This window comes from Bacillus cereus group sp. BfR-BA-01522, from assembly GCF_022662635.1.
Taxonomy (GTDB): Bacteria; Bacillota; Bacilli; order Bacillales; family Bacillaceae_G; genus Bacillus_A; species Bacillus_A cytotoxicus.
Map to the genome: position 1 here is coordinate 18,300 of NZ_JAKUDY010000008.1, position 17,116 is coordinate 35,415.

Sequence of the window (17,116 nt, forward strand, 5' to 3'; positions counted from 1 at the left end):
TTTACTCTTCGATTCTCTTGCATAAATCCTCACCAAAGGCCACTCCAAGGGAACCACCGGAATCCCAACTGACGTGAATCGTTCCTATGTCATCAACACTAGTAACCGTACCTTTCGCTCCAGGCTGAAGTTTGGTATAGGGGTCGTTCATTTTAAGTAGCATGACACGAGTTCCTGGAGTGTAATAGCTTCTAAGTTGCTTTAACATTTCTGGGTGAATGCTATTCATTGTTCACTCACCTCCTGCTTGGCCGTTCCGCTTTTGAAAGCGGAGCTACCTGAAAGCTTGGATAGAAGAATCTTTCGTTCCATCTTATATTCTGAACCGATAAAACCAAGCCTTAGAAGGAAGCAACGGAAAGCGTATTTTTCATTCTCTACTGATTTCTCGGTGGAGTTGACACGGGTCTGTTTTTTCGCCATTTCGCAAAGTGCCGTGACAAAATGGGTGTATGCCTTAACCTCCTCTGAGGAGCACTCACCTTGAAACCAAGGGAATGCTACAAATTCCTCATTTACAATGATGGGAATGGAATCCGTATCAAGTGCTTTCTTTATAAGAGCCGCTTTGCTCTCTACCAATCCTTTTAGGTTCTCGAGTGCCGTGTCGGTAAAATCTGCCCGTGGCATTTGAATTATCAGATTGATAGATTCTTCCGTTTCATTTGCTTCTGCTTTGGGAGGTGGTGTGTCAAATTCTTCTGAAATTGCTTTGAGGTCGTAAAGTCCTAATAGATCATCGACCAATTCCTTATTATCTGGTCCGCTTAGAACTCCGTTTTTGTTAACATTGTAGTCTGCCACCTCATATGCAAATGTAGGTGCTCCGAGATATTTTACAGGGGCATTTAGTTCTTGGCTGATCGCATTAACTAGTTCCTTTCTTTTTGGTCCTGTAACATTATAGTTAATCTGCATTTTCATACCGCCTTTCTATTTTCGGTACGTACATATATCACTCTAAAAGCTGTTATTATCAAGTCATTTAGAGCATCTTTCTGTAGAAAATACTGTTTCATTAATCGGCGGTATTTTGTGTAGATAACACAATGCCAGTCAGCACAAAACAAACGCATGGAAGTGCTACGCCATTACCCCACATTTTGTATTCAGCTGCATCGGAATGAGGATTGTTAAGCCATTTTATAATCTGATTTCTTGTTTTTGGCCTTTTGCTTTTACCTATAGTTTTGCGGTGAGTTTCCCAAACCTCCGTCCAGAATGAGATTTCATCTTCTGTAGGATTTTCCGTACCAAGATCATCGCACCAATTATCGGGAAAACCTTGCAATCTTGCACATTCCGTTGGTGTAAGCCTTCGAACAATATAGTCCGGCTCAACCAATCCGTTTTGATAGCCTGGATTGGTGCCATTGATAATCGTATTTGATGTACCGTCCTGTCTGTAGCATTGACTTTCAGCTTTCATCTGCGGATAAAATGAAGCTGGGTGTGCCACTGCTCCAGGACCTTTTGCTGTGAGCGTAGGTTGCTGTTCTTCATCTACAGTAGGTTTATATAGAGCATTCCTTCCTTGATTAAAAGCCGCCCTATCAATACCGTAAGAAGGCTGAGTCACAACAGGGGCATCCTTATAATCTCTCGACAATAGAGTAGGTGCTTTATCTTCTTCAACCTGTGCATAGGCTCCGGTAGTCATGGCATAGGCAACAGCGTGACGATCAGCGGTATTAAGCGTAAAAGAAACATCTTCATCTATACCGCTTCCTTGGGGGCCGTTTTTATCCTCTCTTCCAATCATCGAGCCTTGCAGAGCAACCACTGCAATACCACCTTGATTACATCCTGGATTTCCTCCATTGGCATCAATGGTTCGAGATGTATCCGCTTCATATATACCGCTATGTGGATTGCTAGACTGCATGGAATTACTTTTATCAGAGCAGATGCCATATGCGGTAGGCACAAAAACGGTTTGATCATTATTGCATCCAAGAGTTGCAGACTTATCATCTTGTATCAATGCACCCTTACCACCGCCTTCAGAGCCGGAGCGGATTTTTAACGTTTTAGGAGTGTTCATAACAAGGGGGACATTCCCTCCACCAGTTCCCATCCGAGAGGTTAGCGTCTGTACTTTATTATCCTCCGAGAGTTTTACTCGACTATCAGTTGGATGATTTTCTATTACAACAGCCGTTTGATTATCTCCCATGCTTGCACGAAGTGATCCACTTAAATCTTCATCTGTATGACCACCAACTCGAGAAGCAGCCCCCGGTTCAAAGGACATGACTGTACCTGGAACAACACCTGCTCTAAGGGTAGGGGAGCGTTCTTCCTCATATCCTACACTTCTACTCTTGGCACTGTGTTCGGTACAAAACCCGCTTGACTGCATTACGCAAGGCTGATGCCCGTGTTCCTCTGCTCGAAGCGTTGCAGTAATATCTTTAGAAACAGACATCACTCTTCCGCCTTGGTCATTTATGCCAGTTATGCTATCGCCTGTTTTTCCAGTGCAGTTTTTAGCATTGTCGGCAGTTCTTTGCCACGGGCTGCCGCTCGGCGTAAAATTCCTTGGCATGCCTTCGGACTCAAATAGTATTTCTCCGGCACATCTGTCTGCAAAATCTGCGACAAGGTAGATTCTACGACGACGTTGGGGGACTCCGAAATATTGTGCATCGATAGTTCGGTAAGCCACACTCCATCCGGCTCCCATATAGATGTCTGCGTAAGGCCATCGTCCTTTTTCAGGTAAAGGCACCGAGGTATTCGGTTCTTTGACACCGATGACCGTTTCGAGGACTGCCTTGAAGTCTTCTCCTTTATTCGATGAGAATGCGCCAGGGACATTTTCCCAGACTGCATACCTTGGATATTGTCCATTGGTCTTACACCTCATTTCTTTAATAATTCGGATCGCTTCATAAAAAAGGACGGATTGCTCTCCGTCCAGACCAGCTCTTTTACCCGCCACACTCATATCCGTGCAGGGAGAGCCAAAGGTTATAATATCTACAGGCGGAAGCTCCGCACCATTCAATTTGTTGATATCCCCATAATGCTTCATCTGAGGGATGCGTTTGGTCGTAACCCGTATAGGAAACGGCTCAATTTCAGATGCCCATAACGGTTCGATGCCACAAAGCAAACCACCTAAAGGAAAACCACCACTGCCATCAAAGAGTGAACCGAGTGTCAATTTACTCATCCTCATTCACCTCCGGCAGGTCACAATATCTGAATTTCGAACCATCTCTTAATAGAAATACACCATCAGAATTTCCCACTTGCTCTATATACCTTTTTACAATGACATCACAGTACTTTTCATCCAGTTCAATGGTGTAACAGATTCTATCTGTTTGCTCACAGGCAATCAGTGTACTTCCTGAACCACCGAAGGGATCGAGCACAATGCAGTTACTAAGGCTTGAGTTCATAATGGGATATGCCACAAGTGCCACGGGTTTCATGGTTGGGTGGTCGCTGTTTTTCTTCGGTTTCTCAAACTCCCAGATGGTGGTCTGCTTACGGTCTGAATACCAGAGATGCTTGCCTTTCTTTTTCCAACCGAAAAGAACCGGTTCATGCTGCCACTGGTAAGGAGAGCGTCCAAGAACAAGGGACTGCTTTTTCCATATACAAGTACCGGAAAGATAAAATCCTGCATCGGAGAATGCTCTTCTAAAATTTAGTCCTTCCGTATCAGCATGGAATACATAAATAGAAGCGTCCTTTGCCATCACTGCTTCGGTGTTCTGAAATGCCGCAAGCAGAAAATCATAGAACGCTTCATTAGCCATATTGTCATTTTTGATTTTTCCGGCAGTGCCTTCATAGTTGACGTTATATGGAGGGTCCGTAACTACTAGATTGGCAGCTTTCCCATCCATCAAGACATCAAAGGTGTCTTTCTTTGTACTGTCTCCGCAGACTAATCGATGCTGTCCAAGTATCCAAACATCCCCTAAATGCGAAACAGCGGGCTTTTTCAGCTCGCTGTCCACATCGAAATCATCTTCTTTTATATTATCTTTAAGGGAATCTTTGAAAAGATCCTCCAACTCTCCTGGGTCAAATCCTGTTAGAGAAACATCAAAATCAGAAGCATTTAGGTCTGTAATGAGAAGTGCCAGTTTATCTTTATCCCAATCACCACTTATTTTATTTAGTGCAATGTTTAGAGCCTTTTCCTTTTGCTCGTCCATTTCAACAACTACGCATTCTATCTCATCTATACCCATACTCAGCAGAACTTTTAAACGCTGATGCCCTCCGATGACTCTGCCTGTGGTCGTATTCCATATAACGGGTTCTACATATCCAAACTCCTCAAGGGAGCGTTTAAGTTTCTCATATTCCGGATCACCCGGTTTTAAATCCTTCCTTGGGTTATATTCAGCGGGGATGAGTTGTTTCGTTTTAATCTTCTCTATCAACATGCTTTTCCACCGCCTTTCTAAATTCACTGTATTTATTTACATCCTCCCACGGGAACAGACAACTATTAAAATGACCATAAGCCGCTGTGTCAGAGTAAATCACATTTCTAAGACGTAGCTTTTCAATGATGGCCGCAGGTCTTAAGTTGAAAGTCTCCTGGGCAGCAAGAGTTAATATTTCATCAGAAACAGTGCCAGTGCCAAGGGTATTTACAGTAAAGGCTACTGGGTTTGCCTTACCAATGGCATAGGAAATACTAACTTCACATTTCTTGGCATAACCACACCAAACGATATGCTTGGCAATATACCGTGCCATGTAAGCACCGCTTCGGTCAACTTTTGTTGGGTCTTTACCACAAAGAGCACCACCTCCATGAGATGCAAGCCCTCCATAGGTATCAACCATGATTTTTCTACCGGTCAAACCCGTATCGGCAGCGGGACCACCAAGAACAAACTGACCAGATGGATTGATGAGAAGTTCTGTTTCATCATCAAAAGGAAAATCCTCAAAGCATTGCCATAAGACATTGTTAAGGATATCTACCTTAATTTCTTCCTGTGTTTTATTCTTATCATGCTGTACCGATATCACGATCGTCTTTATTCTCACTGGAGTGTCATCTTCATATTCCACCGTTACCTGTGCTTTACCATCGGGAAGAATCCCTTTGATCAGCTTTCCTTTGCGACAATCATCCAGTCTCTTTACGATTCTGTGGGATAGCACAAGGGGTAGGGGAAGCATTTCTCTTGTTTCCTTTGTAGCATAGCCGTACATAGTGCCCTGGTCTCCGGCACCTATCGAACCGTACTGTTCGTTTATACCATTTCGTGCTTCCAGCGCGTTATTCACACCAGCCGCAATATCTACACTTTGATTATGTACATATACATAAATCAAAAATTTTAGAGGATTGTATCCAATCTCTTTTAGGACATTTCTAACAATGTATCGGATGTCGATTTTCTCGCTGCAGGAGATCCCCCCCGCCACGATAATTTTCCCCTTAGTTGCCATTACCTCACAAGCTACCCTTGATGCCCTATCTTTACGTAAGCAAGCTTCCAAAATGCTATCTGCTATGATGTCGCATAGTTTGTCAGGATGTCCAGCACATACACTTTCTGCTGTTAAATATCTTTTACTCATTACATCATATCTCCTCATCTTTATTTTCCTCTGCGGGCAGATAGCAGTCGCTCCATCACATCGTCCTGTGGGTTTAAACCAGAATATTCTGTAGCACAATTCTCTCTAACGATTTGATATATCTCCATCCACAGTCTGTTTGTTTGACTCATAAAGTTCTGGCTCATCGCTACATAAGGACTTTGAATAGCATTGCCGGTAGTTGGATGCTTGGCAAGAAAGCCAAACTCAGTTACCGCCTCCTCACACTGTATCCATCTGGCCGCACTCATGGCATATCGTTCTAGAAGCTGTGGGAGCACCAAATGGGCACAGCCTCGCTCCTCAAGCCATTTCCAAGTAATTTCATAAATCTCGCTGGCTACTAGGGTTTTCCCGTCCTTTTGCACCGCTGAGAGCATGGCCCTTGGCTTTGGCATTTCCTGCCCCTTTAAATCAGCGGTATTTTGGAAGTCAATGATTTCTAGCTTTCTCTTACCTGGATTTCCCTGTGCAATTTTATCAGCAAGTGGTTTTTTCTTTTGACCAGCGCCTATACGGGTGCCGCCTCGATTTGTTCCATCTTTGGCCATTCACTCACCTCTTTTCGTCGATAGGCCTATTACCCCGTTTGAAACCGCGTTTTTTCGCGCGTTACCCCACGCCCGTTACACAAAAGAAAAGCTGTGGAGATTTGACTCCCCCTACCGGGTTCCCCAACGGTCTCCATCTTTTGCAGTGATGGTAGAGTGACAGGAAGTACAAAGGGACATCAGATTGCTTCTATCATGTGTTCCACCTCTTGCAAGAGGAAGAATGTGATGTACCTCGGTTGCTGGGGTCAGCTTTCCTTGTCGTTTACACTCCTCGCAAAGAGGATGAGCCGCAATGTAGCGGTCACGTATTCTCTTCCATGCACGACCATATCGCTTACGGGTTGCTGGATCGCGGTCATACTTTTCATACCTTGCGGCTTCCTTTTTAGCATGTTCTTCACAAAACCGTCTGTCAGTCAGTTCTGGACAACCAGGGTAAGAGCACGGTCGATTAGGTTTCTTTGGCATACTGCACCTCCTTTTGCCCATAGAAAAAGCCCTCGCAGGAGAAATGCTCCCGTGAAGGCTTCTGTTTATTAATATTCCATACTACCATTATATAACTTTCACTACGGACAAACAGTGTCATCGTATGCCAAACTGTGCCACAGTGTGCCAACTTTTATTTAGGTACCTTTAAATGTTGCAAAGCGGATGAATGGAGTCTATGCACGGTTCTCATAGAAACATTAAGATTGACACAGATTTCTTCCCAGTTAAGAAAGTTAATGTATCGGTAGCGAAGAAGTAGCTTCTCATCCACGTTTTCCATCTGGTTAATCGCTTCACGGATATCTGATTTCAGCTTTACTAATCGTTCAACCTCTTGTTGTATTTGTTGCTCCAAATCTACTATTCTAATCACATATTTTTCAAAGGGTGGGTCAGTGCTCTTGGTTCTACTGACTTTCTCCTCAAGCACAGGAGATGAAACACTTCTTGATAAATCCCTTAAGTTTTGTAACTCTTCAAGGTCGGAATTAATTAGTTCATTCAAACGATAAGCCTGCTTTAAGAATTCCTTAGCTGTCATCATCGCACCACCTCCTTTTGTAGCTGTTGAATTAACATATCAGGGTTTAGGGAGGTGAGAACAGTGAACAATCCAGAATGAAAGAAGCACTCCACCTCACGTTTTGTATATAAAGCAGAATCATTGCGAGGGTGTTTTGCTAGTCTTTTCAAAGCAAAACGATAATCTTTGACTGCCTGTAGAATAATGGCGCTTGCCAGTTTTTCAAATGCATCCATCATACAGCATCCCTCGCTTTCCCAAGATTTGCTTTGACCGCATTGATAAGATCGGATTGTGTCTTTTCCTTTCGTTTCAAGGCCCTCATCACATCTTCATCGATTGTGCCTTTAGTAATAATGTGATGAATAACCACTGTCTCACTTTGACCTTGCCTCCAAAGTCTCGCATTGGTTTGCTGATAGAGTTCTAGACTCCAAGTAAGTCCAAACCAGATAAGCGTTGAACCGCCACTTTGTAAGTTCAGACCATGTCCTACTGATGCAGGATGGATAACCGCCACAGAAATATCGCCGTTGTTCCAATCCTTGATATCCTTGGAAGTCTTAATTTCTCTGACATTGAATTTTGCCTTAATACGCTCTAAATCGTGATTATACCAATAGGCAATAAGCACAGGTTTGCCGTTAGCACCTTCAATTAAGTCCTCAAGAGCATCTAGCTTGCGGTCGTGGATAATATGGGGATTTTTATCATCATCATAGATAGCACCGTTTGCCATTTGCAGGAGTTTCCCTGAAAGGACCGCTGCATTCATGGCATCTATTTCTTCATCAGCAAATTCAAGAACCATCTCTTCACGAAAGTGATCATATACTGATTGTTCTTTTTCATATAGATAGACAGGTACTTCATTGATCACGCATTCTGGCATTTTGAGAAAATCTACCGACTTCATGGAAATGGTAATATCTGAAATGAGCCGATATATGGCATCTTCAGCACCTGGCAATGGCTTATATGAAAACACAATCTGCTGATTTCGTTTATCCGGTGTAAAGTAGGAATTGCGGTAGTGTGTTATGTACCTGCCGAGTCTTTTACCCATGTCGAGAATACGAAACTCTGCCCACAAATCCATTAATCCATTACTGGAGGGTGTACCCGTAAGACCCACAATCCGTTTTGCCCTCGGTCTTACTTTTAGTAAACTTTTAAACCTTTTTGCGCCATAGGACTTAAAAGATGATAGTTCATCAATGACCACCATATCGAAATTAAAAGGAATACCGCTTTTGTTTACCAACCAGTCAACATTTTCTCTGTTTATAAGATAGACACTTGCAGGCTTCCTTAGAGCCGCCAATCGCTCCTGCTCTGTACCGATTGCTACCGAAAACTTGAGTCCTTTTAAATGCTCCCACTTATTTATCTCAGCTGGCCAAGTATCCCTAGCTACTCGAAGTGGAGCAATAACCAGAACCTTTCCAACTTCAAAACGATCAAGACATAGGTCAAATATAGCAGTTAGAGTAATGACGCTTTTGCCAAGACCCATTTCTAAAAACACCGCAGCAATGGGATGCTCTAGAATGAAGTTCGTTGCATAGGTCTGATATTTATGAGGATTGTATTTCACCCAGTATCCCTCCAATCTGCTTAACATCATCAATGACATAGCAGGCAAAGCCTAACTTCTGTAATTGCTTTATTCTTCTAATCTGTAACAGGCGAGGTTTCTTTCCCGGAGCCTTTAATTCCACAAAAGCCATCTTCCCATATGGTAAAAGCACTATGCGGTCTGGCATCCCATCTAAACCTGGGCTAACAAACTTCGCAGCAATGCCTCCCATCTTTTTTACCTCAGCCACCAGTTTCTTTTCGATATATTTTTCAAGCATAAATACCTACCTCCCATATAAAAAGCTCGGAACAAGAAAACAACTTTGAACCAATTTTCCTATACGCGCGTGTATGCGTGTATGCACAGGCTACTCTTACTTCTTTTGACTATTTATAAATAAATAGGTTACTTCTTGTTCCACTTGTTCCGAACCGTTGATTTTCCTTATTATTACTAACTTTAGGGAAGGAACTAGTATGGGAACAAGGTAAGGTACAACTTAGCGTTGTTCCTCGACTCGGGAATAAGCTCGTTGCTTTCCGTAGACAGGAAACGTCACAACACCATTCTTGTTCCCGGTGTACTTGTTCCACTCACTGATCTTTCTCATAATGGCACCGATGGCATAAGAATCTGAAGGCTTTAGCATTGAGGCCTCTTTACCGAAACACTCACACCAAATTTCCATATTACAGACAAGGGTTCTTTTTACTGTTCCAACACGGGTGCCGCCGCCAAATTCGCTACCGCCGAGGAAATTTCTACGCTCGTACAAAGACATCGTGTCCCAATCATCCGGCAAGAGCGTATCTAGATAGGTACGAACCAGTCCTTCTCGTTCATCTGTTTCCATCGCATCTGCCTGTTCACTCGTCGCCATAGATACATCATCACCTTCAAGGTAGAGTTTTTCGCCCTTCTCATAAAGCACTAGTGCTTCTGCCCAAATCTGCTGTACTTCCTCTTTGGTCATCTGCCAAGCTTTCTTTTTACCGTTACCGTTAATGCGGACTGGCCAAAATCTGCGGTTGCCCGTGATATCTCGAAGAAATCCACTTTCTGCATTCGTTGAACCTACAATTACACACTGACGGGGATGGCTTTCGACGTTGACCCCATAACTGGCACGGTACTTATCATCCGCCCTTGAAATAAAGGACTTTACAACCTCCACATCCGTCTTACGCATTCCAGCAAGTTCCCCCAGTTCCAGTAACCAATATCCCTGAAGTTTCTCAGCCCCGGATTTATCCTTCATATCTGTAATAGTCAAACTATCTGAAAACCAGTCTCCAGCAAGTTTGGCAAAGAAGGTTGACTTACCAATACCTTGAGGCCCGTTTAAGATTAGAACACTATCAAACTTTGTACCGGGTCTATAAATGCGTGCTACCGCTGCAACCATCGTTTTGCGAATCACCGCTTTTGTGTAGGAATTATCTGTTGCACCGAAATAATCAATGAGCAGATTTTCCACTCGACTAATACCATCCCATTTTGGCAGTGAGTCGAGATACTCCTTAACAGGATGGTAGGCTCGTTCTGACGCTACAGCTAACACAGCATCTTTGGTCTTTGTAGGGGAATAGACTCCGTATTTGCTGCTTAAGTACACCTTAAGAAGTGCATTGTCCGAATCATTCCAACCCGCCTTAAGCTGTCCCCAAGGCAGACCACCTTTGGCATCAATACCATCACGGTGGCAGTTGAAAGCGATATGCTGTAAATCTTCATCATGTCGAATAATCATGACGATGTTGTCCAGCGTGTCTTTTATCCGACCTTGCTTATCCAATTCCAAACCTGTCTGCCAATCCTCATCATTAAACTCCTCTTCAGCCTGTGACTGTCTCTCCTTAGCAAACTCAGCTTTTACCGCTTCATCTTTTATAGCAAACTCGCACATTGCCACAAAAGACGGCATCCTACCAGGAGCCGTAGTCGTGGAAGCTCTATCATCTAAAGAGCCGAATTTATGAATACGAACAAGGTCAAAAGCATTAAGGAGCAGGCCGCTTGCTGGGTCGGTAGCATGGTGGCTGTATGCAAATTTATCATCATAGATAATCACACCCGCACTACTGTCAGCTGGAATATAGTCATAGCGCCCTTCCATAGCAGATGGTGCATAAACGGAACCTAAGAATTTCTCAATTGCTTCATGAACGGAGTAAGCACGACAGAAAGTTCCTACCACACCTTCTTTTAAAAGCGGATCTGCTTGTTCTTTAAGACTGCGATTAATAACCTCAGACTGCCTGCTTGATACTGGCCAAGTTGATGTATCGTGCCAGTTTTCATATTTTGAAAGATAAACATCCGGGTCAAGTAATGCTCCATCCTGCTCTTCGTAGACAAATTCACCATTAGAGGAAGTGGATGGCCAATACATAAGGCGATGTTCTTCATATGTCGTATCATCGAAAAGGTCAATACCGATTTCTTTTGCCACCATACGTCCAACGGCTGCATATTCTTCTTCACCGATCTCACGAGCAAGAGGAACGATAAGCCTGAGTCTTGGATTTTCTGGTGTGTGCTTATGAGTGGAGTAAACGCAACATTTATAATCGAAAAGCATACTGATTTGTTCCCAGATGTCTGGTCTGCCGTAATCCATATCAAGGGTAAGCAAAGAACGGCATAAAACATTGCCCTTCTTTCGCCTTCCTTCTTTTAAGTGTCCTCCAACAAAGCCGCCCACGTCTTTGATATCATCTTGCTGGCCTTTTTTAAGTTTCCGATATTCTTCTACCGTTTCTGTAGTACGTTGGGTTGTCTTTACACGGGAGCAAAAATCCTCCCAGGAGATATCTTTGTTTTTCCATTTCCTATCCATCCGGCTATTGCCCACTGCAATTTTCATAAGCTTTCAACCTCCTCATGCTCCGGATTAAAATACCTGACCGTTTGTCTGCGTTTCTTGGCTACTTCAATTTCCCTCGCCATATCGCTTGAGATGGTATTGCCGAGCACCCACACCTCGGAGCATTTGCACATAAGAACGATGTCCATAAATATGGCAAGTTCACGTTCCTCTGAATTTTCATCATCCATAAACTGCGGAAACATAAGGTGGGGAGCAATTGGGATACAATTACTCTCCAAGGCAAATCTACAAAAGTTACGAGCCTTTTTAACGTTTCCTTCTACATCACCGGAATAGGGAGAACAGATATATACAAGCGGCTTAAAGGCAGATTTTTTCTCTGCCTTTTCCTTTCTCATTATGTTGGTTAGTGCTTCATGGGGAGTTGGGTCATGGTATCCTTCATGGTTAAATTTGTTGATTCCCATTACACACCCTCCATTTCTATCTGAGGCAAAATACCGTCCGCCTTCATAAGTTCGTAAATGAAGAGTCTGCCTTTTTGAGTCCAATATGTATGGACCTTTGTATGCTGTTCACCGTTACTGCCAAGGTAGCTATGTGTCTTAGTACTGGTGTATCCTTTTTCCACATGCTTCTGATATAAAAGCCAGATACCACCTTGCTTAAACTGGACGCCCTTTTTATTAAGATAGCGGTTCATCCAAATAGCTGATTTGCCATAATCTTTGGCAATTGCTGATGTGGAAATGAGGTCTTTGCAATTTAAAACCACATCGTAATAAGAGACTTTCGGTTTCATTTCTGCAATTTGCTGATTCTGAACAGCAACTGTACCTTCAAGCACTTTATTTTGTTTCCTTACTTGTGTTAGCTGTTGATTGGCAATCTGAAGTGCCCTTGCCATGATTGCTTCTGGGGAATTCCATCTTCTTTCTATTTCAAGAAAGTATTGACGGCACTCTTTCCCTTTTGGAGTACGCTGTATCATGCACAGCTCTTTTGCCATGTCAATTGTTAACTGATGGTCAATGCTTGGTCTGCCTCCAGTACTTTCGCTCAAAAATGGGCTAAAGTCTGATCCTTCCTCAAATCCGTACTCACACATTCTTGGAAACCAATCTTTATAAGCGGTCTTTACTTCCAAGGCTTCATGTAAATCACGTCCGAGTACGGTTGGTCGTTGATTTTCATAATTGATTTTTACTAATTCGTCCATACGAATTACCTCCTGCAATATAGTCAGAGAGGAAACCCCTCTACCTAATAGCCACAGGAGGTAATGATTGTTGAGGATTTTGAAAATATTTATTTTAATCTTTTTGATAAAACAGACACTCATAGCCATCAGCACTAAGTAACAGGCCATTTGCCCATGTTGGTGTCCTAGCCATCTGTTCACAAATAGCGGAAAGTGACATTCCCATATCCGCATCGATGATAATTTCATCGTGTACATGAGCCACAATGGAACAATTCTTTAATGTCTGCATGGCATGACACAAAATGTCACGACTGATTGCCTGAACAATATTCTCTACAAATTTTGGGCCGTAGCTTTCGATTCTTTCCCATTTCTTCGTTCCACCGACACCTTCATAAGTAACCGCTTCACCGCCAAACATATTCTCTCCCATACGAGGTTTTACATAGGCAAGCCGTCTGCCAGAAGGAAGAACAATAAAGAGCATCCCGCTTTGATATATAAATTTAATACCGTGTGTCTCTGTAGGAGTTTTTTGCTTAACACAAGTTTTTACTGCCCGGTCAACATCCCACCATAGTTTTGTGATGTTGGGATTAGATTGTCTCCAAGCTGTTACAAGGGGTTGTAGTTCCTCTTCTTCAATTCCCATCTCCAAAGCACCCATTGATTTTAAGGCTCCGACAGAACCTCCGTAACCGAGAGCAAGTTCAGCAATTTTTCCTTTCTGACGAAGATGCCCATTCACACCGTGCTTTTCAACGGGTACATTAAACATCTGAGAGGCACTGGCACAGTAAATGTCACCACCATTTTGAAATACTTCTATTCTCCATTTTTCTCCTGCCAGCCAGGCAATGACACGAGCCTCAATCGCTGAAAAATCCGCCACAATGAACTTCATACCTTCTCGCGGTATAAAAGCAGTACGGATAAGCTCCGACAGTACCTCTGGGATTGAATCATAAAGTAAAGTAAGAGCATCAAAGTTTCCGCTTCGAACTAAAGTACGCGCCTGTTCCAAATCAGGCATATGGTTTTGGGGTAGATTTTGCAACTGAATCAGCCTGCCAGAGAATCTGCCGGTTCTGTTGGCTCCGTAAAACTGAAACATTCCTCTTGCACGACCGTCACTACATACTGCATTCTCCATTGCTGTGTATTTTTTCACCGATGATTTTGCAAGTTGTTGCCGAAGTTCCAAAACAGTGCCTAGTGGTTCAGGTGCTGTCTTTAACATCTCAGCAACCGCTTTTTTACCAAGGGTATCTGTTTCTAGCCCGTTATCGGCAAGCCAGTCTTTCATTTGTTGTACAGAGTTCGGATTCTCTAAATTAGTTATATCCTGCATTAAAGCCGTTAGCTTTTTACGGGAATGTTCATCCATCACAACAGCCTGTTTTACGAAAGCAATGTCAATGGCAATGCCACGATCATTGATTTCCTGGTCGAGATGATATTCCTCCCAGATATTCTCCGGTACTTGAAACTTGGATAATCTCTGTTGTATAGACATCTCGGATTCCACATCGCGAAGGTTATACACTTTAAACCGCTCCCATTTATCCATGTCGTGTTCTGGTAAATTACGAACTCGACCACCATTAGATTTTGTAGGGGAGCAAGGTGTACAGAAATATTTAATAAGGTCTTTACCCTCAGTCAATTTTTGTTTTTCTAAACCTAGAACTGCACCGACTCCCTCCAAAGAAAGAGGTAGTCCCATATATGCTGACCATATCATGGAACATTTCCAGGATGCAGGGTCAAGATAATCTTCAAGGTTAAGCCATTTTGATAGACACACACGCTCAAACATTGCATTGAAAGCCCACTTAGTAACGGAATTATCCATAAGTGCATTTATAATTTCATCTGGTATTTCCTCCCCGCTGGCAAGGTCAACAACTTGTACTTCGCCACCGTCCACCGAATAGCCAAATAGTAGAATTTCAAAATCATCACTCTCGGCATAACGGTAAACTCCAGACTTTTGAAGATTGGCACTACTAAATGTTTCAATATCAATAGAAATAGAATTCATGTATTATCCCTCTTTCCAATGCAAACGAGGTGGCAGAAGAACAACCTCCACCACCTCGTCTGTATTTATTCTTTATGCTAGAAAATCATCATCTTCAATAGTTGTGAAGTCATCAGCTGCATTGGTTCTTCCGCCTAAAGGCTCTCCATCGCTTATCTTCTGGATGTTGCCAAGTCCACATGCTACACCCTTATTGCCATTAGAGTTAAAAGCATAGAAATTCAGGGATACTCTTGCATAACAACCACTGTAAACCTCGTTACGATCCAAGATAGGTCTGACTGCTTTATCTACTATTTGGGGTGGAGTCTTGCTGTTGGCATTTACAAAGTAATGTCCTTTGTAAGCCTCGTCATCACGTTCTACATCACCATCACGAAGTGGCAGTTTGATAGCCGCCTTATTCGGCTTTTTACCACCAAACTTTGCAATGCCCTCTTCAATGGCTGCATCTACTGCTGCATTGATAGCATTGATAGTTTCCTTATCTGTTTTGGGAATCAATACAGATACGCTGTACTTTTCCGCTCCGCCATTGATGGATACGGGTTCCCAGCCGTGAAAATAGCTAAGACGTGTGTTGACGCTTGTAACAACCTTCGTTCTGTTTTGATTATTCATATTCCTATTCCTCCGTTATCTCGTTAAATTCGTTTTTTACATTTGATATATTCATAGCTGGCCGCTTATCCGAAAGTGGAACCAGCGTTGGCTTACCTGGTGGTTTATGTATGAGACCACCGAGGATTTCTTGAAATTTCGACTTACCCATCAGCTTCTGCATTTCCGTAAGGGTAATGAGACTCTGACGGTAAATATCTTTATAGCCGTTTGCCTTGGCTGCTTCAGCCACAGCCTCTTCGTCCTTATATTTACGGATAGACCTACCCTCAACTACCTTAAAACCGTGCCACTCTTTCCCGTGATTAACGGCGGCATCCGTAGCATAAGAAATGATTTCATTTGCCCACTTTGTAAGGTCGGACAATTTAGAGAGAACTTCCTCAATTTCAGAATCTGTAAGCAGGGGTGGCAGTTTAAATTCCATCTGTGCTAATTTCAGCTTTTCTTCTGCTCTTGCACGGCATTTAACAGCCGCTCGGCAGAATGTACACCATTCACCTGGAAGGTAGTCACCTTCGCCTTCATAGGCCTTTTTCGCCTTTGGCTTCAGCTCGTTTTCTGCCCAGTCTTTTAATTCCTTTACCGGGATTGTCCATGTACTGACATTTTCCCTGCGGGGTTGGAAGATGGTCATGGAAACCTCCTCGATATCATACAGGCTATCGTAGATTTCCAAAGCACCAAGGGCATACAATTTCATCTGCGGATTATCCACCGCATCTACTAACACACCCATGCCATACTTAAAATCGATAATATGAAGCTTTTTATCGCCAATGATGATGCAGTCACCAGTTCCGAACCCCTGTGGTACATAGCAGGAAAAATCAAGACGTTGTTCAATAAGTATTAACGGGTCCGTACAGCTTTGTTTTGCCAGTTCAAACTGCTCCATTACAAATTCCACATAAGCATCGCTGTGTTCTTCCATCTCATCGTTGTTATAAGTTGAAACAGGACGCTTACTTCTCATGTGAAGTGCTTTTTTAAGTTTATGTTCACAAAGAGCATGGGCGGCGGTGCCTTCAGCAGCTGCATTGGATTCGTTATTTTCAAATTCTAGTTCCAATCTTGCAGATGGAAGGCAATTCAGCCACCTATGGGACCCCGATGCGGAAAGTACTGCGTGATCACTCATTCCCTAGTACCTCCGCATCTTTCAACATATCTGCATAATGTTTCGGGTCAACTTCGCTTAATTTAGAGCCACCGTATTTTTGGATGATTTCTCTCACTTGGGCAGTAAGACCGGCTTGACTCTTTTCAGCGAGTTTTGCTCTTACTTCCTCTAGAGTGATCTCCTTTTTCTTTGGCGCAGGTTCTTTTACAGGTGAAGTCGGCTCTTTTGCTTCGACAGGTTCATTGCCCGCCATTGCATCGGCAACCGCTTGTATGCTGTCTGCCAAAGAGCGCATATCTGAAACCACATCAAGAAGTAGTTTGATTTTGCTCATGGTTTAATCCTCCCTCCTTAATCTCACTAATGGCGAGTTCCTGTACGGTGTCACCCGGAACAAGGATAGTCAGTTTCTGCTTATCACCAAGTAAGAAACGGAGGAAACGCTCCCTTATGGTGACATTACGACAGGAAACAATCCCGCCAGATTGTGGAGTTTTTGAAACACTGATTTTTAAGTTGTGTTTCATGTTCTTCACCTCTTTCCGAAAGCGTTT

The 17,116-nt window shown here is 43.0% G+C and carries 19 protein-coding genes; all 19 read right to left on the reverse strand.

What is annotated here, in order from left to right; translation table 11 throughout:
• Nucleotide 1 precedes the first annotated feature (1 nt).
• The 19 genes from MR059_RS13040 to MR059_RS13130 all read right to left on the reverse strand — a co-directional run bounded on the left by MR059_RS13040 (nt 2) and on the right by MR059_RS13130 (nt 17,089).
• Nucleotides 2-229: a DUF4314 domain-containing protein gene (locus tag MR059_RS13040; RefSeq protein WP_242161846.1), complete on the reverse strand. Its 228-nt coding sequence runs from the start codon at nt 227-229 to the stop codon at nt 2-4.
• Nucleotides 226-918: a virulence protein gene (locus MR059_RS13045; RefSeq protein ID WP_242161847.1), complete on the reverse strand. Its 693-nt coding sequence runs from the start codon at nt 916-918 to the stop codon at nt 226-228. The genes MR059_RS13040 and MR059_RS13045 overlap by 4 nt, the downstream gene beginning before the upstream one ends.
• A 100-nt stretch (nt 919-1,018) precedes the next feature.
• Nucleotides 1,019-3,178 (reverse strand): DNA cytosine methyltransferase, encoded by a 2,160-nt coding sequence (locus MR059_RS13050; RefSeq protein ID WP_242161848.1) that lies wholly within the window; start codon nt 3,176-3,178, stop codon nt 1,019-1,021.
• On the reverse strand, nt 3,171-4,412 hold the full coding sequence (locus tag MR059_RS13055) for a site-specific DNA-methyltransferase (RefSeq protein WP_242161849.1): 1,242 nt from the start codon (nt 4,410-4,412) through the stop codon (nt 3,171-3,173). Before MR059_RS13055 ends, MR059_RS13050 begins: the two co-directional genes overlap by 8 nt.
• A complete protein-coding gene (gene metK, locus MR059_RS13060; RefSeq protein ID WP_242161850.1) occupies nt 4,393-5,568 on the reverse strand; it encodes a methionine adenosyltransferase in 1,176 nt (391 codons plus the stop codon). The genes MR059_RS13055 and metK overlap by 20 nt, the downstream gene beginning before the upstream one ends.
• Before the next feature lie 20 nt (nt 5,569-5,588).
• Nucleotides 5,589-6,140 (reverse strand): P27 family phage terminase small subunit, encoded by a 552-nt coding sequence (locus MR059_RS13065; RefSeq protein ID WP_242161851.1) that lies wholly within the window; start codon nt 6,138-6,140, stop codon nt 5,589-5,591.
• 111 nt (nt 6,141-6,251) lie between these two features.
• A complete protein-coding gene (locus MR059_RS13070) occupies nt 6,252-6,632 on the reverse strand; it encodes an HNH endonuclease (protein WP_472926999.1) in 381 nt (126 codons plus the stop codon).
• 133 nt (nt 6,633-6,765) lie between these two features.
• Nucleotides 6,766-7,179, reverse strand: a complete 414-nt coding sequence (locus tag MR059_RS13075; protein WP_242161853.1) for a DUF1492 domain-containing protein — start codon at nt 7,177-7,179, stop codon at nt 6,766-6,768.
• On the reverse strand, nt 7,176-7,394 hold the full coding sequence (locus MR059_RS13080) for a hypothetical protein (RefSeq protein WP_242161854.1): 219 nt from the start codon (nt 7,392-7,394) through the stop codon (nt 7,176-7,178). The genes MR059_RS13075 and MR059_RS13080 overlap by 4 nt, the downstream gene beginning before the upstream one ends.
• Nucleotides 7,394-8,755: a DEAD/DEAH box helicase gene (locus tag MR059_RS13085; RefSeq protein WP_242161855.1), complete on the reverse strand. Its 1,362-nt coding sequence runs from the start codon at nt 8,753-8,755 to the stop codon at nt 7,394-7,396. The genes MR059_RS13080 and MR059_RS13085 overlap by 1 nt, the downstream gene beginning before the upstream one ends.
• Complete coding sequence (locus tag MR059_RS13090; protein WP_137743042.1) at nt 8,736-9,017, reverse strand: VRR-NUC domain-containing protein; 282 nt, start codon at nt 9,015-9,017, stop codon at nt 8,736-8,738. Before MR059_RS13090 ends, MR059_RS13085 begins: the two co-directional genes overlap by 20 nt.
• 222 nt (nt 9,018-9,239) lie before the next feature.
• Entirely contained in the window at nt 9,240-11,606 is a 2,367-nt protein-coding gene (locus MR059_RS13095; RefSeq protein ID WP_242161856.1) for a virulence-associated E family protein, read from the reverse strand.
• Nucleotides 11,603-12,037 carry a DUF7768 domain-containing protein gene (locus MR059_RS13100; protein WP_242161857.1) on the reverse strand — a complete coding sequence of 145 codons (435 nt, stop codon included), beginning with the start codon at nt 12,035-12,037 and terminating at the stop codon, nt 11,603-11,605. Before MR059_RS13100 ends, MR059_RS13095 begins: the two co-directional genes overlap by 4 nt.
• A complete protein-coding gene (locus MR059_RS13105) occupies nt 12,037-12,789 on the reverse strand; it encodes a phage antirepressor KilAC domain-containing protein (RefSeq protein WP_242161858.1) in 753 nt (250 codons plus the stop codon). Before MR059_RS13105 ends, MR059_RS13100 begins: the two co-directional genes overlap by 1 nt.
• 94 nt (nt 12,790-12,883) lie before the next feature.
• The gene (locus MR059_RS13110; RefSeq protein ID WP_242161859.1) at nt 12,884-14,818 is read right to left on the reverse strand and encodes a DNA polymerase; all 1,935 of its coding nucleotides are present in this window, start codon (nt 14,816-14,818) and stop codon (nt 12,884-12,886) included.
• A gap of 72 nt (nt 14,819-14,890) precedes the next feature.
• A complete protein-coding gene (locus tag MR059_RS13115; RefSeq protein ID WP_242161860.1) occupies nt 14,891-15,439 on the reverse strand; it encodes a DUF2815 family protein in 549 nt (182 codons plus the stop codon).
• 4 nt (nt 15,440-15,443) lie between these two features.
• The gene (locus MR059_RS13120; RefSeq protein WP_055742214.1) at nt 15,444-16,580 is read right to left on the reverse strand and encodes a DUF2800 domain-containing protein; all 1,137 of its coding nucleotides are present in this window, start codon (nt 16,578-16,580) and stop codon (nt 15,444-15,446) included.
• Nucleotides 16,573-16,896 carry a hypothetical protein gene (locus MR059_RS13125; RefSeq protein ID WP_000034851.1) on the reverse strand — a complete coding sequence of 108 codons (324 nt, stop codon included), beginning with the start codon at nt 16,894-16,896 and terminating at the stop codon, nt 16,573-16,575. The genes MR059_RS13120 and MR059_RS13125 overlap by 8 nt, the downstream gene beginning before the upstream one ends.
• A complete protein-coding gene (locus tag MR059_RS13130) occupies nt 16,871-17,089 on the reverse strand; it encodes a hypothetical protein (protein ID WP_000682242.1) in 219 nt (72 codons plus the stop codon). Before MR059_RS13130 ends, MR059_RS13125 begins: the two co-directional genes overlap by 26 nt.
• Nucleotides 17,090-17,116 lie beyond the last annotated feature (27 nt).